General features: G+C 68.7%; 14 protein-coding genes. 7 read left to right on the top strand and 7 right to left on the bottom strand.

The annotated features are described in order from the left end of the window. Nucleotides 1-39 precede the first annotated feature (39 nt). A complete protein-coding gene (locus tag WA670_RS06000; RefSeq protein ID WP_336157097.1) occupies nucleotides 40-573 on the bottom strand; it encodes a hypothetical protein in 534 nt (177 codons plus the stop codon). Between the two features lie 182 nt (nucleotides 574-755). Here WA670_RS06000 and WA670_RS05995 point away from each other — a divergent pair, with 182 nt between their 5' ends. Continuing rightward, nucleotides 756-1,802, top strand: a complete 1,047-nt coding sequence (locus tag WA670_RS05995) for a LysR family transcriptional regulator (RefSeq protein WP_037807364.1) — start codon at nucleotides 756-758, stop codon at nucleotides 1,800-1,802. Between the two features lie 593 nt (nucleotides 1,803-2,395). On the opposite strand, the gene WA670_RS05990 is transcribed toward WA670_RS05995, so the two are convergent. From WA670_RS05990 to WA670_RS05975, 4 genes are all read right to left on the bottom strand, one after another. After that, nucleotides 2,396-2,761, bottom strand: a complete 366-nt coding sequence (locus WA670_RS05990) for a DUF427 domain-containing protein (protein WP_037807362.1) — start codon at nucleotides 2,759-2,761, stop codon at nucleotides 2,396-2,398. Nucleotides 2,762-2,842: 81 nt separating this feature from the next. Then, entirely contained in the window at nucleotides 2,843-3,556 is a 714-nt protein-coding gene (locus tag WA670_RS05985; RefSeq protein ID WP_037807359.1) for a S1 family peptidase, read from the bottom strand. Between the two features lie 158 nt (nucleotides 3,557-3,714). Then, nucleotides 3,715-4,077, bottom strand: coding sequence for a hypothetical protein (locus WA670_RS05980; protein WP_134664139.1), 363 nt, complete (start codon nucleotides 4,075-4,077; stop codon nucleotides 3,715-3,717). A 22-nt stretch (nucleotides 4,078-4,099) separates the two neighbouring features. Next, on the bottom strand, nucleotides 4,100-4,465 hold the full coding sequence (locus WA670_RS05975; RefSeq protein ID WP_037807356.1) for a hypothetical protein: 366 nt from the start codon (nucleotides 4,463-4,465) through the stop codon (nucleotides 4,100-4,102). A gap of 318 nt (nucleotides 4,466-4,783) precedes the next feature. Between WA670_RS05975 and WA670_RS05970 the strand changes: the two genes are divergently transcribed. The 5 genes from WA670_RS05970 to WA670_RS05950 all read left to right on the top strand — a co-directional run bounded on the left by WA670_RS05970 (nucleotide 4,784) and on the right by WA670_RS05950 (nucleotide 11,319). Further along, a complete protein-coding gene (locus WA670_RS05970; RefSeq protein ID WP_336157096.1) occupies nucleotides 4,784-7,237 on the top strand; it encodes a class III lanthionine synthetase LanKC N-terminal domain-containing protein in 2,454 nt (817 codons plus the stop codon). Nucleotides 7,238-7,557: 320 nt separating this feature from the next. Further along, entirely contained in the window at nucleotides 7,558-9,921 is a 2,364-nt protein-coding gene (locus tag WA670_RS05965; RefSeq protein WP_336157095.1) for a sensor histidine kinase, read from the top strand. A gap of 42 nt (nucleotides 9,922-9,963) precedes the next feature. Continuing rightward, entirely contained in the window at nucleotides 9,964-10,389 is a 426-nt protein-coding gene (locus tag WA670_RS05960; RefSeq protein ID WP_009071597.1) for a roadblock/LC7 domain-containing protein, read from the top strand. Continuing rightward, nucleotides 10,386-10,751 (top strand): DUF742 domain-containing protein, encoded by a 366-nt coding sequence (locus WA670_RS05955; protein WP_037807351.1) that lies wholly within the window; start codon nucleotides 10,386-10,388, stop codon nucleotides 10,749-10,751. Before WA670_RS05960 ends, WA670_RS05955 begins: the two co-directional genes overlap by 4 nt. After that, complete coding sequence (locus WA670_RS05950) at nucleotides 10,732-11,319, top strand: GTP-binding protein (RefSeq protein ID WP_009071593.1); 588 nt, start codon at nucleotides 10,732-10,734, stop codon at nucleotides 11,317-11,319. The genes WA670_RS05955 and WA670_RS05950 overlap by 20 nt, the downstream gene beginning before the upstream one ends. Nucleotides 11,320-11,379: 60 nt before the next feature. On the opposite strand, the gene WA670_RS05945 is transcribed toward WA670_RS05950, so the two are convergent. Both WA670_RS05945 and WA670_RS05940 read right to left on the bottom strand, forming a co-directional pair. Beyond that, on the bottom strand, nucleotides 11,380-12,753 hold the full coding sequence (locus WA670_RS05945) for a tryptophanase (protein WP_336157094.1): 1,374 nt from the start codon (nucleotides 12,751-12,753) through the stop codon (nucleotides 11,380-11,382). 45 nt (nucleotides 12,754-12,798) lie between these two features. Further along, a complete protein-coding gene (locus tag WA670_RS05940) occupies nucleotides 12,799-13,896 on the bottom strand; it encodes a tryptophan dimethylallyltransferase family protein (RefSeq protein WP_238603540.1) in 1,098 nt (365 codons plus the stop codon). 331 nt (nucleotides 13,897-14,227) lie between these two features. Here WA670_RS05940 and WA670_RS05935 point away from each other — a divergent pair, with 331 nt between their 5' ends. Further along, on the top strand, nucleotides 14,228-14,767 hold the full coding sequence (locus WA670_RS05935; RefSeq protein ID WP_336157093.1) for a DinB family protein: 540 nt from the start codon (nucleotides 14,228-14,230) through the stop codon (nucleotides 14,765-14,767). Nucleotides 14,768-14,813 lie beyond the last annotated feature (46 nt).

Here is a 14,813-nt window from a genome sequence, read left to right as displayed (position 1 = left end):
CCCTCAGACGTGCCGACCGCAAAAACCGTCAAGAACCCATCAGACCGCGAACGCCGCGGCCTTCCGCGCGATCACCGCGTTCTTGCGCGCCCGAACCGCCCGGTTGGCCCCGGGCAGCCACTGCACCACGAGCACCGCCAGCAGGCTCACCACCGCGATGGCGTCGAAGGCGTTCAGCAGAGCCGGGTTCACGTCGATCAGGTCGCGCAGGCCCAGGCCGATGCCGAAGACCGCGAACACCGTCAGCACCACCCGGGCCCAGTTGTGCGCGGCAAGCACCATCGCGGCCGACACCAGGGTCACCACGCCGATGACCAGCCAGATCGCCGCGCGGGTGGTGAACGACGGCATGGCGATTCCGGTCAGGTCGTCGACCGTGAGCAGACCGCTCGAGGCCAGGTCGCGGCCTTCGGTCTGCAAGTATTCCTGCATGGCCGGGCGGATCAGGCTCTCGCCCTGCACCAGCACCATCGCACCCCACAGCAGTCCGCTGAGCGCGCCGAGCAACCCCAACCCTCCGCCGACGGTCAGGGTGCGCGAACGGCGCGCACCGGTGGAACTGTACGAACTCACTTCTGTCGAACTCCTTGGATCAGCAATCGAATCAAGCGTCACGGAGTTTCCCGCCGACTGCTTGCGCCGTCCACTGGTTCGCCGATATTATCTACAGATTTTTTTAACTGGCCGCGAGATCAGGAACGCCGCGTTAGGCTCTCCGACGTCCGCGAAGAGAATGAGAAGGCGAGCCCTGCCCGATGTCCGCACCCAGCCCGTTCCGGTCGCCGTCGTTCAACGTGCTCAGCAGGCTCCTGCGCTCGTCGCCTGCCCTGCTCGACACGACGTTCGACCAGTTGCGCACGCTGATCACGGTCGCGGAAACCGGCACCGCCCTCGCCGCCGCCCGCACGCTCGGCCGCGACCAGTCCAGTGTGCAAAAACAACTCGACACTCTCAACCGCAATTTCTCAGAATTGTGCGGAGAACCATTGTTGCACCGCCAGGGACGCGGCCGCGACGTTCTTTTCACCGACACCGGACGCGCCGTCGCACAGCAAGCGCGCCGCACGCTCACCGAATGGCTGGACACCATTCACGAATGCCGGCGCGAACTCGGCGGAACGCTCACCGTCGGCGCGACTCGCTACACCCTCGGCAGCCTCGCCCACGCCGGCGATCTCGTGGCCGAGCAGTTCCGCGCCCGCGACATCGAACTCAACGTGGTGCACGTGCGCACCAAGGACCTGATCGACCGGTTGCTGGCCAAGGACGTGGATCTCGTGTGCGGCAGCGTCGTCACGACCAGCGCGCTCGACTCCGTCGACGTGCTCGAATGGCGGCGCAGCGGACTCGGCATCGTGACCAATATGGACACTCCGAAACCCGGCGAGTCCGTCGCCACCAGCCAATTGCCGACGCTCCCGCTCGTCGTGCCCAGCGGCGGCGTGATCAACGACTTTATGCGCGGCTGGTTCGGCTCCGACTACCGCAACCGGCTCGACATCGTCGCCGAGATCGACTCCGCGCAATACGGATTCGAACTGCTCCGCTCGGGCTTGATCCGCGGCTGCATGCTCGTCACCCAAGGGCTCGGCGAGGCCGCGGGCGAAAACCGCCTGCACGCCGCCTCCGGATTGCGCACCATCGGCCTCGTCGACGACATCGAGCCGAAACTCGAACTCCTCGTCGGCGTGTTCGCCCGGCGCGGCGAACGATCCTCGTACCCGGACAGCCATCCCCTCAACCTGCTGTGGAACGCACTGCACCAAGCAGGAGAGGCGTCCTGGCTCGAAGTGGACCGCTGAACCGCACTGAAAGGCACCGAACCGCTGACCCGCACGCATCGCTGAGCCGCGCTGAACCGCCGAGCCGCACCACACCGCGGTGCCGCGCCGACCCAATGACCAGCACGCACCGCTGCGCCGCACCGAACCACCGAGCCGCACCACACCACAGCTCAGCACCGGACCGCCGAGCCGAACCGAAGCGCCAATCACCACCGCGCCGCGGCTCAGCACCACACCGCTGAACCACCGAGCCGCACCCAAGCGCCAATCAGCACCACATCGCGGCACCGCGCCGCGCCGACCCAATGATCAGCACGCACCGCTGAGCCGCACTGAACCACCGAGCCGCACCACACCACAGCTCAACACCGCGCCACAGCTCAACACCGCGCCGCGGCTCAGCACCACGCCGCTGAACCGCCGAGCCGCACTCAAGCGCCAATCAGCACCGCACCCCAGCCCAGCACGGGACTGCTGAGCCGCACCACGCCGCGAGCGACGCCGAATCCGGATCTCCCGCACGCGGAGCGGGCCGGATCAGCGCCAATCCCGCATCAGCAGCGCACCAGGCCAGCGAATCAGGATCAGCCCTGCGCCAAAGCAAGCACCCCTCAACCGACCTCCTCGATCTCCACCCGATCCGGATAGAACGCCACGTGCCCCTTGATCGCAGCCACCGCGTCGTACGGAGCCTCGTACACCCACACCGCGTTCTCGCCGTCCGGCACCGCGGCGAGGCTGTAGTAGGAAGCGTCGCCCTTGTACGGGCAGTGCGTGCGGTGCTCGGTGGGCGACAGCATCGCCAGGTCGACATCTTCCAGCGGGATGTACTGCACCGGCGGATAGCTGGCCTCGCGCAGCACCTGCGCGCGGGTGGTGTCGGCGATGGTCTTCTCGCCTGCCTTGACCACCACCCGCGCGGGGTTGGGCTCAACGGTGATCGGGTGGTCCGGCCCCGGGATCAGCTTGTCGGGCATGTTCTCCTCCTCCGCGCAACGGAATCGGTGCGCACTCCCAACACTAGGCCGGACCACCGACAAAATCAGACGTCGGAAAACTCAGACGCCCGCGACCTGCGAGATCCAGCTGCGGTACCGCGTGATGTTGGTGTACGCGGTGCTGCTCTGCCGGTCGCTGGTCGACGCGACGCCCACCTGCCGTCCGGACGCGAACATCGGGCCGCCCGAGTCGCCGCCCGCGGTGATGCCGTCGCCGTACGTCGCGCACACCGCGACGCCGCCTTCGTAGTCGCTGCACGACGGCGTCGTGACGCGCACGTTGGCGACCTTGAGGTACCGCGACTGGCAGTTGATCTCCGAACCGCAGCGGCTCGTCGCGCCCCAGCCGTACACCTGCACGGTCTGCCCGGCGCGGACGTCGGTCGAGGTGCCGAGCGGCGAGTACGTCGCGTTCACCGAGCTGGACAACCGGACGATCGCCAGGTCAGCGGCGCCCGGGTAGCGCGTGATCGCGGCGCCGGTGGCCATCGTGCCGCCGCTGCTCTGGTCGAGGCTGCCGATGCGGAAGGTGTAGGTGCCGCTGGAGGCGACACAGTGCTTCGCGGTGAGGATGTACTGCGGCGCGATGATCGTGGCCGTGCAGTTCTGCTGCCCGTTCACGAACAGCCGCGCGGCCCACGGGGCGTTGGAGGCGTAACCGCCGCCGATGATCGCCGGGGTCGAGGCCGGTCCGCTGGCGGCGGCGGCCTCTCCGGCGAATCCGGCCAGGCCAAGCGCGGTAGCGAGCACGAGTAAACAGGTGCGCAAACGCATGGTCTCTCGTTTCTGCGGCTTCGTCGCCGCGGTTCCGGTGGGGACGGGGAACCCCGATCATCAGGGCGTCGCCCAGGAACCAGAACCGGCGAAAGTAGCCGGGGACCACCTGTTCTTCCGCTGCTACCGCCGCTACGGACAGTTCCGCGTACTGTTCCTCAGCCGGCGATCCGGGTCCGGCGCAGCCAGTACAGGCCGATCACCGGGAGCACCAGCGGGATGAACAGGTATCCCTGTCCGTACACCGACCAGACCGTGGCGTCCGGGAACGCCTGCCGGTCGAAGATGCTCAGGGTGCCGACGGTCAGCACGCCCAGCAGTTCGACGGTGCACGCGGCGAGCGCGATCCGCCACCACGTCCGGCCGCCGCGCGCGAGCGCGATCGTGGCCAGGATGTAGACCACCGCGGCGAAGGCCGACAGCACGTACGCCAGCGGCGCCTCGTGGAATTTCGTGCCGATCTGGACGCCCGCCCGCGACGTCGCGGCGAGCGCGAAGATGGCGTACACCGCGACCAGGATCCGGCCGGGGCCGGTGGCCGTCTTACGCGCTTGCTCCACTCCACACCTCGTTCAGTCGCAGCACCATCACCGGAATGGCCAGGCAGGCGATGCCGAGCACGACCGTGCTCGACCGGCTCTGCTCGGCAAGCGCCCACGCCGCGCCGACCGGCAGCACGACGAGGCAGCCGATCAGGTAGGCGAGGTAGGTCGCGAGGCTGCCCGGGTGGTGCCCGCTCGCGAGCAGCACGATCCCGATCACGAGCTGGGCGACCAGCAGCACCTCGATCACCGCGAGCGCGACGAGCAGCGGGGTGTCCGGGAGTTTCTTGCGCGCCGCCTGGACGAAACTCCACAGCGCGACGAGCGCGGCGCATCCAGCGACCGCTATCGCGAACCCGACGATCACCCGTTCCTCCTTCTGCCCGCCGGCCTCAACGTACCCGCCTGGCTCACCGCCCCGGACGGGCGAGGGGCCGACGGCGTGGCCGGGGCCACGTTCACCGGAACGGGTCGCTGGCATTCCGTCAATTCCCGAATGCCACGGAAATCCCGCCCGACCGGGCGACGGCAACTCACTCTCGGTTCGTCACCGCCGGTTTTATTCTCGCCCCGCTCGGGTCGGCCGAACGCTGAAATGGCGGATTGGCGCGACGGCGAAGCTGTGCGGGAATGGTTTCCGTCGCCGGAGAACCGGAGAAGCGCACACGCGGAAGGATCCACTTTCATGAACGTCCGGCACGAGGCATTCTGCCTCGCCGATCCGTGGTTCTTCGACCGCCGACGGGAAATATCCGCCGACGACCTGGCCGTCCCGCTCTACAGTCCACAATGGACTGCCGAGGACCACGGACACTGGCGTTACCTCCACCCCGCCGGAGCCGTTTTGCCGGAACAGGGCTGGGCCGTGGAGATTTCCGCCGCTCCGGGCAATGCCGACCGGGTACTGGACCGCGTCCGCGAGTACTGCCGGACCGCCGGGCTGCACCACCGGCATCTGCGTTCCCGGTCGATTTTCCTCGACCGCAATGCCGAATATCCGACGACCGGCGGAACCGGTGCACTGGCCACTATTTATCCTCCCGACAATAACGCGCTCGAACGGATCCTCGACGATCTTTCCGAACTCCTCACCGGCGAGCCCGGACCGGATATCGACGGCGCGCTCCGTTGCGGGGAATGCCCGATTCACGTGCATTACGGGGGATTCACGCCCCTGTGGACCGAACACGGCGGCGCTCGCGTGCCCGCGTTGCGCAGGCCGAGCAGCGCACTCGAACCCGCGCCGCGGGGCCCGGAGTTCTCCGTGCCGAACTGGGTCCGGATCCCCGACTGCGTCGCGGAGTACACCGACGCGCCGATGCCGCCGCACCGGGTCGCCGAGGTGCTCCGCCAAGCCCACGGCACCGCCGTCTACCTGGCCGAACGCGGTGGCGAGCAGGTGCTCGTCGAGGAGGCCTGGCCCTACACCGGACTGGACGGCGACGGCGTCGACGCGGTCGCGCGACTCGAGCGCAAACACGACCTTTTCGAGCGGCTCGCGGGAATCCCCGGCATCCCGAAGACCCACGCCTACCTGCCCGGACAGCGGCACTACCTGGTGCGGGAGTACCGCCAGGGCCTGCCGCTGGACGTCTGGCTCACCCGGCATTACCCGCTCACCCGCCGCGACTGCCCCGAAGCCGACCTCGCCGCCTACCGCAGGCAGGCGTTGTCCGTGGTGGCGCAGGTCGACCGGATCGTCGCCGAAGCCGCCGAACGCGGCGTCGTGGTCGAAAACCCGCGCAACATCCTGGTCGACAGCTCCGGCACGGTGTCGCTGACCGGCTTCGACCGCGACGAAACCGCCCTGCGGCTGCGCCTCTTCCTGCCGCTGGCCCCGCTCTATCACCTGGTGCCGGAACGCCTCCGCTGGGCGGCTGAGCTCACCGAACGCCGGTTCTCGCTGCCCGCCGGGTACGCCGACAGCATCGCGCCGCACACCGAGCCCGCGCACACCGAACTCGACGAACCCCGTCCCGATTGGACCCTGGTGCGCAAGCAGATCGCCGAAGCCCTGCTCGCGTGCGCGACCCCGGAGCGGCGGGATCGCCTGTTCCCCGGCGACATCGAGCAGTTCCGCGTCGGCGGCGCGACCTTCGGCACCGGCGCGGCGGGCGTGCTGCACTCGCTGCACGTCGCGGGCGTCGGCCGGTTTCCCGAGCACGAGCAGTGGCTGCTGGAAGCGATCGAGGGAGAACAGCCCAGCCGCGCGGGTTTCTACGACGGCAGCCACGGAATCGCTTACGTGCTGGAGGAATTCGGCTATCGGAAGGCCGCGGCCGATCTCCTCGCCGCCTCGCGCGCGCTGGTGGACCAGACCGTCGGCCACGATCTCGCGAGCGGGCTGGCCGGCGTCGGCCTGACCCGGCTGCACTTCGCCGCGACCCGCGGCGACAACGAATTCGGCAGGCAGGCGCTGAACATCGGCATCCGGCTCGCCGAGGCACTGGACACCGCGGAACCGCCGGGAGCGACCGCGCGAGCCGGGCTTCTGTACGGCTGGTCCGGCCCCGCGCTGCTGTTCCTCCGGCTCTACGAACGCACCGGCGAACCGGCCTGGCTGTCGTTCGCCGACCAGGCACTCGAACGCGACCTGGAGGAATGCGTCCCGGCGCTGGACGGCTCGCTGCCGGTCCGCGACGGCAACCGCGGTTCGCGCCGCGGGGCGGGAATCGGCAGCGCCGGAATCCTGATCGTCACCGAACAACTGGCGCGGTACCGCTTCGACGCGAAGGCCGCGCGCAGCCTGCCCGCACTGCGCGTCGCGTGCCGCGGGGAGTTCGCGCTCCATCCCGGCCTGCTGAACGGCCGCTGCGGACTCGCCGCCGGACTGGCCTTCAGCAGCACGCCGGACCGGCGCACGCAGGACGCGATCGACCGGCACCTGACGCGGCTTTCCTGGTACGCGGTCCCGTTCCGCGGCGGCCTTGCCTTCCCCGGCGCTCGCCTGCTACGACTGTCCGCCGACGTCGCCACCGGCGGCGCCGGAGTCCTGCGCACCCTCGCCGCGCTTCAGGACGGCATCGAACTGCTTCCGTTCCTCGGCCCGACACCTCGGGGTCGCTCATTAGTCCACTGTGGACAGCAACTGTCGACAAGTCAATTCGCCGACAGTTCCACCACCCGGAACCTCGACTGAGTGTCCGGACACTTTTTGAATCACTCATTCAGCCCAGCCCGTTGGTCCGGAATCCGCAGTCAGGGCCAGGGCCTCGGGAAACGCCGGGGGAACCCGCCGCTACCGTCGGTAACCGGCGTCAAGACCGCGTTCGGCCGCACGTTCAGCGGCACCACGAGGCCCCCGTTCGTGATAGAAACCGGGGCTGTTCCGTTCGGTGGGCCTACGAAGGGTGTATCCGAGATTTCCGTGACGAGGACCACTCGCACCCACTGGCGTGTCCGCTTCCCCGGCCGTGTCCGCACTCTCGCCGAGGGTGACCCAGGAGTTCGTGAATCATCGTGGAGAACAAGGACGATCCCGGCAAGGCGTACGACAAGTCGATCCGGAAGAGGCTGACCCGGACGGTCCTGATCCCGAGCATCACCCTGCTCGTGTTGTGGGCGGTGCTGGCGACGGCCTTCTTCATCAACGGCTTGTACGTGCGGCTCGTCGCGGGCTCGGTGCGTGACGTTTCGATCCCCGCGCTCACCGCGCTGTCGTCGCTGCAGCAGGAACGCCAGCTCGCCCTGCAGTACCTCGACAGCCCCAGCTCCGGCCCGCAGCAGCTGCAGCAACAGGAGCAGGACAGCGACGGCAAGCTGAAGGGTCTGCAGGACGCCTTCGCCGCCACCATTTCCAGCGCGCCGGACGAGATCGCCGGCAAGGTCACCGCGCTGAAGGCGCAGCTCGACCAGCTGCCGGTGCTGCGCTCGCAGGTCAACTTCCGCAGCATCAACCGCGCGCAGGTCAACTCCTACTACAACGGCGTCCTCGACTCCGCGGCGACGCTGTTCGACACGCAGGCGCGCATCGTCCCCGACGCGACCGCGGTGCAGGGCGCGATCTCGGCGACCTCGCTGTTCCGCGCGGGCGACCTGATGTCGCGCGAGACGTCGCTGGTGTCGGCCGCGTTCTCCGGCGGCACCTTCGCGCCGGACGACTTCGTCCAGTTCTCCCAGCTGGTCGGCTACTACCGCACGCAGCTGGCGCAGATCTCGCCGTTCCTCGAACCGGCCGTGCGCCAGCACTACCAGCAGCTTTCGACGAGCGACGCGTGGAAACGGCTCAACGCGGCCGAGGACTCGCTGATCAAGCACGGCCCGTGGACCAGCGGCGACCAGAACAACGTCCCGGTATCGGCGGGCGACTGGCACGCGCTGACCGCACAGGTCGCGCAAGGTCTGAACCAGCTCACCATCGAACAGGCCGACCAGGTTTCCGCCGCCGCGATCGACTCCGGGAATGCGCAGCTGCGCAACGCGATCATCGGCAGCATCGTGGCCCTGCTCGCCTCGCTGGCCGCGATCATCGTCGCGGTGCGGGTGTCGCGGTCGCTCGTCGACCGGACCCTGATGACGCGCCTCGAGCGGCTGCGCAACGACTCGCTCGACCTGGCGCGCAACCGGCTGCCGAACATCGTCCGCAGGCTCAAGAGCGGCGATCCGGTGGACATCGAGGCCGAGCTGCCGAAGCTGGACCACGGCCGGGACGAGATCGGCCAGGTGGCCGAGGCGTTCAACACCGCGCAGCTGACCGCGGTCAACGCGGCCGCGAGCGAGGCGAAGGCGCGCAGCGGTGTGCACAACGTGTTCCTCGGCATCGCCCACCGCAACCAGGTGCTGGTGCACCGGCAGCTGCAGATCTTGGACGAAATGGAAAGCCGCGAAGAGAACTCGACCCAGCTGGCTTCGCTGTTCCAGCTCGACCACCTCGCCGCGCGTGCCCGGCGGACCACCGAGAACCTGATCATCCTCGGCGGCAAGCAGCCCGGACGGCGCTGGCGCAAACCGGTTTCGCTGATGGAGGTGCTGCGCGCGGCCGTCTCGGAAACCGAGCAGTACTCGCGGGTGCAGGTCGAGCAGGTGCCGGACGTCGCGATCGTCGGCACCGCGGTCGCCGACACCATTCACCTCGTCGCCGAGCTGGTCGACAACGCGACGTCGTTCTCCCCGCCGGGTTCGCAGGTCGAGGTGACCAGCCGGATGGTCGCGCGCGGCGTCGTGGTCGACGTGTCCGACCAGGGGCTGGGCATGAAGGAGGGCGTGCGCGAGTGGGCTAACGCGATGATGGCCGACGCGCCCGAATTCGACGCGATGGCGCTGCGCGCGGACTCCAGCCTCGGCCTGTTCGTGGTCGCGCGGCTGGCTTCGCGGCTCGGCATCACGGTCACCTTCGACCCGTCGCGCTACGGCGGCACCCGGGCGACCGTGCTGATCCCGTCGAACCACCTCGCCGACGCGAACGCGCCCGAACCCGCGGACGAGGCCCCGGCGCTGGCCCAGGTCGGCGCGCCCGCGCAGGAAAGCGCCGTCCAGCGATCGATCCCGGAGGCTCCGCAGCCGACGCCGCGGCCGCACCCGGCCCGTCCGCTTCCGACGCCGAGCCCGCGCACCCCGGAGCCGTATCCCCCGTCCGCGGGCCAGATCCCGGACGTCCCGGCCGCGCCGCGCGCCGCCGAACCGGACCTCAGCGGGCTGCAGGGCGACGACCGGCCCCGGCTCCCGCGCCGGCAGCCGCAGCAGAACCTCGTCGCCCAGCTGCACGACGACCCGGACGCCGCCGCCGAGGCGGACGTGACCAACGCGGGCGAGACCACCGCGCGGACGCTGATGGCGTTCCACAAGGGCACCCGCCGGGCGCGAGGCGGGCAAAATGACTCATAACGACCGAACACCTCACCACACCGAAAGTCAGGGTCTGTCCGCATGAACGAGTACGGGAATTCCACCCCTGATCTCAATTGGCTGCTCGACGACGTCGTCAACCGCGTCGTCGGCGCGCAGAACGCCATCGTGCTGTCCGCCGACGGCCTGCTGCTCGGCAAGTCGTCCGGGATGAGCAAGGACGACTCGGACCAGCTCTCGGCCATCGCGTCGAGCCTGCAGAGCCTCGCCAAAGGGGTGAGCAGGCAGTTCAACCGCGGGCCGGTGCTGCAGAACATGATCGAGATGGAACGCGGGTACCTGTTCGTCTCGGCGGCGGGGCAGGGCGCGTGCCTCGCCGTGCTCGCCGGCGCGGACATCGATGTCGAAATGATCGCGTACGAGATGAACCGGCTGGTCAAGCGCGTCGGCGACTACCTGGCGTCGGCGCCGCGCGAGGCCGCGAACCTGCTGCGGGAGGCGACATGAGCGACGACGGCTGGTACGACGAGGCCGCCGGACCCCTGGTCCGGCCGTACACGATCACGAGCGGACGGACCCCGTCCGAACACCAGCTCGACCTTTCCACCCAGGTGATGACCCTGCAGCAGGGATCGGACCCGGTCGGGCTCGGCCCGGAGCACCTGGCGATCACGCAGCTGTGCCGCAGACCCTTGTCGGTGGCCGAGATCGCGGTGTACGTGAAGCTGCCGCTCGGCGTCGTGCGCGTGCTGTGCGGGGACCTGATCGACCGCGGTCTCGTCATCACCCGCGCCCCGTCCCGTCAGCCGGCCCAGGTGCCGGACCACGAAACTCTCCAGGCGGTTCTCGATGGCCTCATCAAGCTCTGAAGACGCCGCGGCGTCGGTGCCGACCCCGGTCAAGATCATCGTCGCGGGCGGGTTCGGCGCCGGGAAGACCACCATGGTCGCCTCGGTCAGCGAAATCCCGCCGCTGTCCACCGAGGAGGTGCTCACCGAGGCGAGCACCGGCGTCGACGACCTTTCCGGCGTGGAACAGAAGAAGACCACCACGGTCGCGCTCGACTTCGGCCGGATCACCATCTCGCCGCGGCACGTGCTCTACCTGTTCGGCACCCCTGGCCAGGAACGGTTCTGGTTCATGTGGGACGACCTGGCGCGCGGCGCGATCGGCACCGTCGTGCTGGTCGACACGCGCCGGCTGGAGACCAGCTTCGCGGCGGTGGACTTCTTCGAGCGGCGGAAGATCCCGTTCGTCGTGGCGGTGAACTGCTTCGACAACGCGCCGCGCTACACCGCCGACGAGATCCGCGAGGCGCTCGTGGTGCCCGACGGCGTCCCGATCGTGATGTGCGACGCGCGGCAGCGGGATTCGAGCAAGATCGCGCTGATCCGGCTGGTGAAGCACGCGATGACGGTGGTTCCGCAACCCGCCTGAGCCGGGTTTCCGACCAGCGAGGGGGTTCCCGGCGCGGGGAGCCCCCTCGTTCGTCTGTCCTCAGTGCACCGGGGCCATCCGGAGATTGAAGTGCCGCAGGATCTTCGGCGCTTCCACGATCCGGTAGCCGGGCACCTGCTCCGGGTTTTTCGCGATGTCGCCGAGGATTTCGGCCACGTAGTCGTAGTGGCCCTGGCTGTACACGCGCCGCGGCAGCGCCATCCGGACCAGCTCGAACGGGGCCGGGGTGATCAGCTTGTTCTGCTCGTCGAGCGTGCCGAGGTAGAGCGAACCCAGTTCCACGCACCGGATTCCGCCCGCCAGGTACAGCTCGCAAGCCAGCGAGTGGCCCGGGAACCGCGAGGCGGACAGATGCGGCAGCAGGCGTCCCGCGTTGAGGTAGAGCGCGTGGATGCCCGGCGGCTGCACGATGTCCACCCCGGCCTCGTTGGCCTGCCTCGCGAGCCGAGACGCCTCTCCCGCGCGCGCGGCGAGGTAGTGCGGGTCGACGACTTCCTGAAGGCCCTTCGCGACGCGGTCGAGGTCGTGCGCCGCGAGCCCGCCGTAGGTGCGGAAGCCTTCGGTGGCGATCAGGTTGGTTTCGCAGGTCTGGGCGAGGTCCGGATCGGTCAGGCCGATGAACGCGCCCATCGGCGAGATGCCGTCCTTCTTCAGGCTCGCGACACAGCCGTCGACCAGGCCGAACGCCTCTCGCGCGACCTCGCGCGGCGTCTTGTCCGCGTAACCCGGCTCGCGCTGGATGACCAGCCACGCGTTCTCCGCGAACCGCGCCGCGTCAAGGAAAACCGGCACACCGTGCGTCCGCGCGAGCTTCGCCGCCGCGGCCAGGTTCGCCATCGAGACCGGCTGTCCGCCGCCGCCGTTGTTGGTGATGGTGAGCAGGACCTGGCCGACGCGGTTGCCGTCCGGGCCGGTCAGCAGGCGTTCCAGTGCGTCCAGGTCGATGTTGCCCTTGAACGGTTCGAGGCTGTCGAGGTCGCCGAACTCCGCGCAGGGCAGGTCGATCGCCTCGGCGCCGAGCAGTTCGACGTTCGCGCGGGTGGTGTCGAAGTGCGTGTTGCTGACCGAGATCCGGCCGCTTTCGAGCACGCTGGAGAACAGCACGCGCTCGGCCGCGCGGCCCTGGTGCACCGGCAGGAGGTGCGGGTATCCGGTGAGGTCGCTCAGCGCGTCGCGGAAGCGGTAGAACGAGTCCGACCCGGCGTAGGAGCGGTCCGCGGCGGCCGCAGCGGCCTCCTGCCGGGTCGAGACCGCGCCGGTGCCGGAGTCGGTGAGCAGGTCGATGCTGACCTTGTTCGCGGGCAGGTTGAAGGCGTTGTAGCCCGCCGCGGCGAGTGCTTGCTCCCGCTCGGCACGCGTGGTGACCGGAATTTCGGCGACGACTTGGGAGCGGTACGGCGGGAAGGTCCGCATCAGGGTATTTCCTCCAGTTGTGGGTGACAGCCGAAAACTACCGCGTCAGGTCATCCGGCCGAGCACCGGCCGCTTTCTCGGCGGCGCTACCGCATAAGCCTCGGAGGACAGGTAGACGGTGATTCCGGAGCCGAACTCGCCCATTCTCAGCGACACGTGCGCGATCAGCCCGACGCCGTCACGCAGCGGCCTTTCCGAAACCGCTGCCAGCGCTTTGTCCAGTTGTGTCGGGTCGAAGTCGTATTGCGCGAGAATGGCGTGCACGCGCGCACGGGCCACCTCGTCGTCCGGTACGTAACTCCGAATCGGGAGGTAAAGACTGTAGTTTCCCGGGGTGCCGCCCATACCCTCGACAAATGAATAACTGGAAACCAGCGGGCGACCTTCGAACGGACCTTTTCCGCCGCCGAGCACGGCGAGGAACTCCCGGATCAGCATCGGGTCCGTGCCCGGCACCAGCTCCGCCGCGCGCACCGCGTCCTCGGTCTCGGCGGCGTCGTGCGAGACGTAGACCTTGACCCGGGACAGCGGGTCGTCGTCGAGGTCGAGCGCGAAGAAGGTGAAGTTGTCGCGCTCGCCGCGGCGCAGCGCGTGCTCGACCACCGGGTCGAACGCCTCGCCGAGATTCAGCCGCCGGAACCCCTCGCTGACCAGGGAATCCGCCATGGTCGACCCGCTGATCTGCGGGTTCAGGTACACCTTGATCTTCGGCGCGGCACCGTTGCGGAAGATCAGCGAGTACCAGAGCGTGAACGGCCCGCGGCGCTCCTCGTGCGGGAGGAAGAGGTCGGCCACCGCGTCGAGCCGGTCGGTGACCAGGCCGTATTCGCCCGCCACCTGAGCGAGGAAGGAGCGCGGGTCCGGAGCCCCGACGGTCTCGCCCAGAACCCGTACCACACATTCGCCATTGGCGTCGAATGCGACCGAGAATTCCACCGGCGTAGTGTCGTCCGCCACATTGCACGGGAACTGCGCCGGAGCGTCGACGGTCATTTCCCCGGACTCCCCGAGCAACAACCGGAGAAGTTCCAGGTGACGGCGTTCTTCGGGATCAAATCCCACTGCCCGGCACAGCCGGTCGAGTTGACCACCGGCGTGGCTGTACATCGACAACTCGACCATCGGCACACTCGCTCCGACCATGGCGCTGTATTCACCGTTTCATTAGTGCGTCCGGCCCCGCGAAGCATCCGCTGTTCGGTGTAGCGGGAGTTCACGGGCCGCCGAGAAGATTAATCCCCGGAATGCCGATCACGATACCTCTGACGGAGCGACAACACCGTCCGGAAACCGTGCCTGAGTGTGCTGATCAACACCGGAATTCACCTGAATTCCGCATCGACAGGAACGGATTCTGCGGCTACCCACCCCCGCCATGTGGTCTAGCCCACTGCTACGCGCGGACGGTGTCCCGTGCACCCGATGCGACGGGACGGCGCCGAAAATTGTCGGTGGCGGGTGAGACGCTCGTCTCATGACAACGACCCCGAAGCATCTGTCCAAGGTGGCCGAAAGCGACCGCCCGCCCATCCCCCGCGTCGCCGACGAACGCTCGACGCTGCTGGCCTATCTGGAGTGGCACCGCGAAACCCTGGCGCTGAAGTGCGCGGGCCTGAGCCAGGAAGCCGTGTCGGCGCGCGCAGTGCCACCGTCCACAATGTCGCTCCACGGCCTGGTCCGGCACCTGGCGGGCTGCGAACGATGGTGGTTCCGCATCCAGTTCGCCGGCGAGGACGTCCCGCTGCTGCACTACTCGGACGACGACCCGAACCAGGACTTCGACCGCCTGGACGGGGATTTCGACGAGGCACTGGCTGTGTGGCGCGAGGAGTGCGCCCGGAGCCGCGAGATCGTGGCGGCGGCGCCTTCGCTGGACGCGCAGGGGATCGGGAAGAGCACGGGAGAGCCGTTCTCGCTGCGGTGGATGCTGCTGTCGATGATCGCGGAGTATGCGCGGCACAACGGGCACGCGGACTTGCTGCGGGAGGTGACGGACGGAGCCACTGGACGGTGAAGGGAGGTGATGCGGTGGAGAGTCGTGGCTACGTCGGATGAGGAGT

Origin of the sequence: Amycolatopsis sp. VC5-11, from assembly GCF_037034185.1 — a bacterium.
GTDB lineage: Bacteria > Actinomycetota > Actinomycetes > Mycobacteriales > Pseudonocardiaceae > Amycolatopsis > Amycolatopsis nivea.
This window is presented reverse-complemented; position numbering and strand designations above follow the sequence as displayed.

What these genes read in the sequence shown, in the direction of transcription:
- WA670_RS05995 (WP_037807364.1), top strand. Translation starts at nt 756, where the DNA reads ATGTCCGCACCCAGCCCGTTCCGGTCGCCGTCGTTCAACGTGCTCAGC.
- WA670_RS05990 (WP_037807362.1), bottom strand. Translation starts at nt 2,761, where the DNA reads ATGCCCGACAAGCTGATCCCGGGGCCGGACCACCCGATCACCGTTGAG.
- WA670_RS05985 (WP_037807359.1), bottom strand. Translation starts at nt 3,556, where the DNA reads ATGCGTTTGCGCACCTGTTTACTCGTGCTCGCTACCGCGCTTGGCCTG.
- WA670_RS05970 (WP_336157096.1), top strand. Translation starts at nt 4,784, where the DNA reads ATGAACGTCCGGCACGAGGCATTCTGCCTCGCCGATCCGTGGTTCTTC.
- WA670_RS05960 (WP_009071597.1), top strand. Translation starts at nt 9,964, where the DNA reads ATGAACGAGTACGGGAATTCCACCCCTGATCTCAATTGGCTGCTCGAC.
- WA670_RS05955 (WP_037807351.1), top strand. Translation starts at nt 10,386, where the DNA reads ATGAGCGACGACGGCTGGTACGACGAGGCCGCCGGACCCCTGGTCCGG.
- WA670_RS05950 (WP_009071593.1), top strand. Translation starts at nt 10,732, where the DNA reads ATGGCCTCATCAAGCTCTGAAGACGCCGCGGCGTCGGTGCCGACCCCG.
- WA670_RS05945 (WP_336157094.1), bottom strand. Translation starts at nt 12,753, where the DNA reads ATGCGGACCTTCCCGCCGTACCGCTCCCAAGTCGTCGCCGAAATTCCG.
- WA670_RS05940 (WP_238603540.1), bottom strand. Translation starts at nt 13,896, where the DNA reads ATGGTCGGAGCGAGTGTGCCGATGGTCGAGTTGTCGATGTACAGCCAC.
- WA670_RS05935 (WP_336157093.1), top strand. Translation starts at nt 14,228, where the DNA reads ATGACAACGACCCCGAAGCATCTGTCCAAGGTGGCCGAAAGCGACCGC.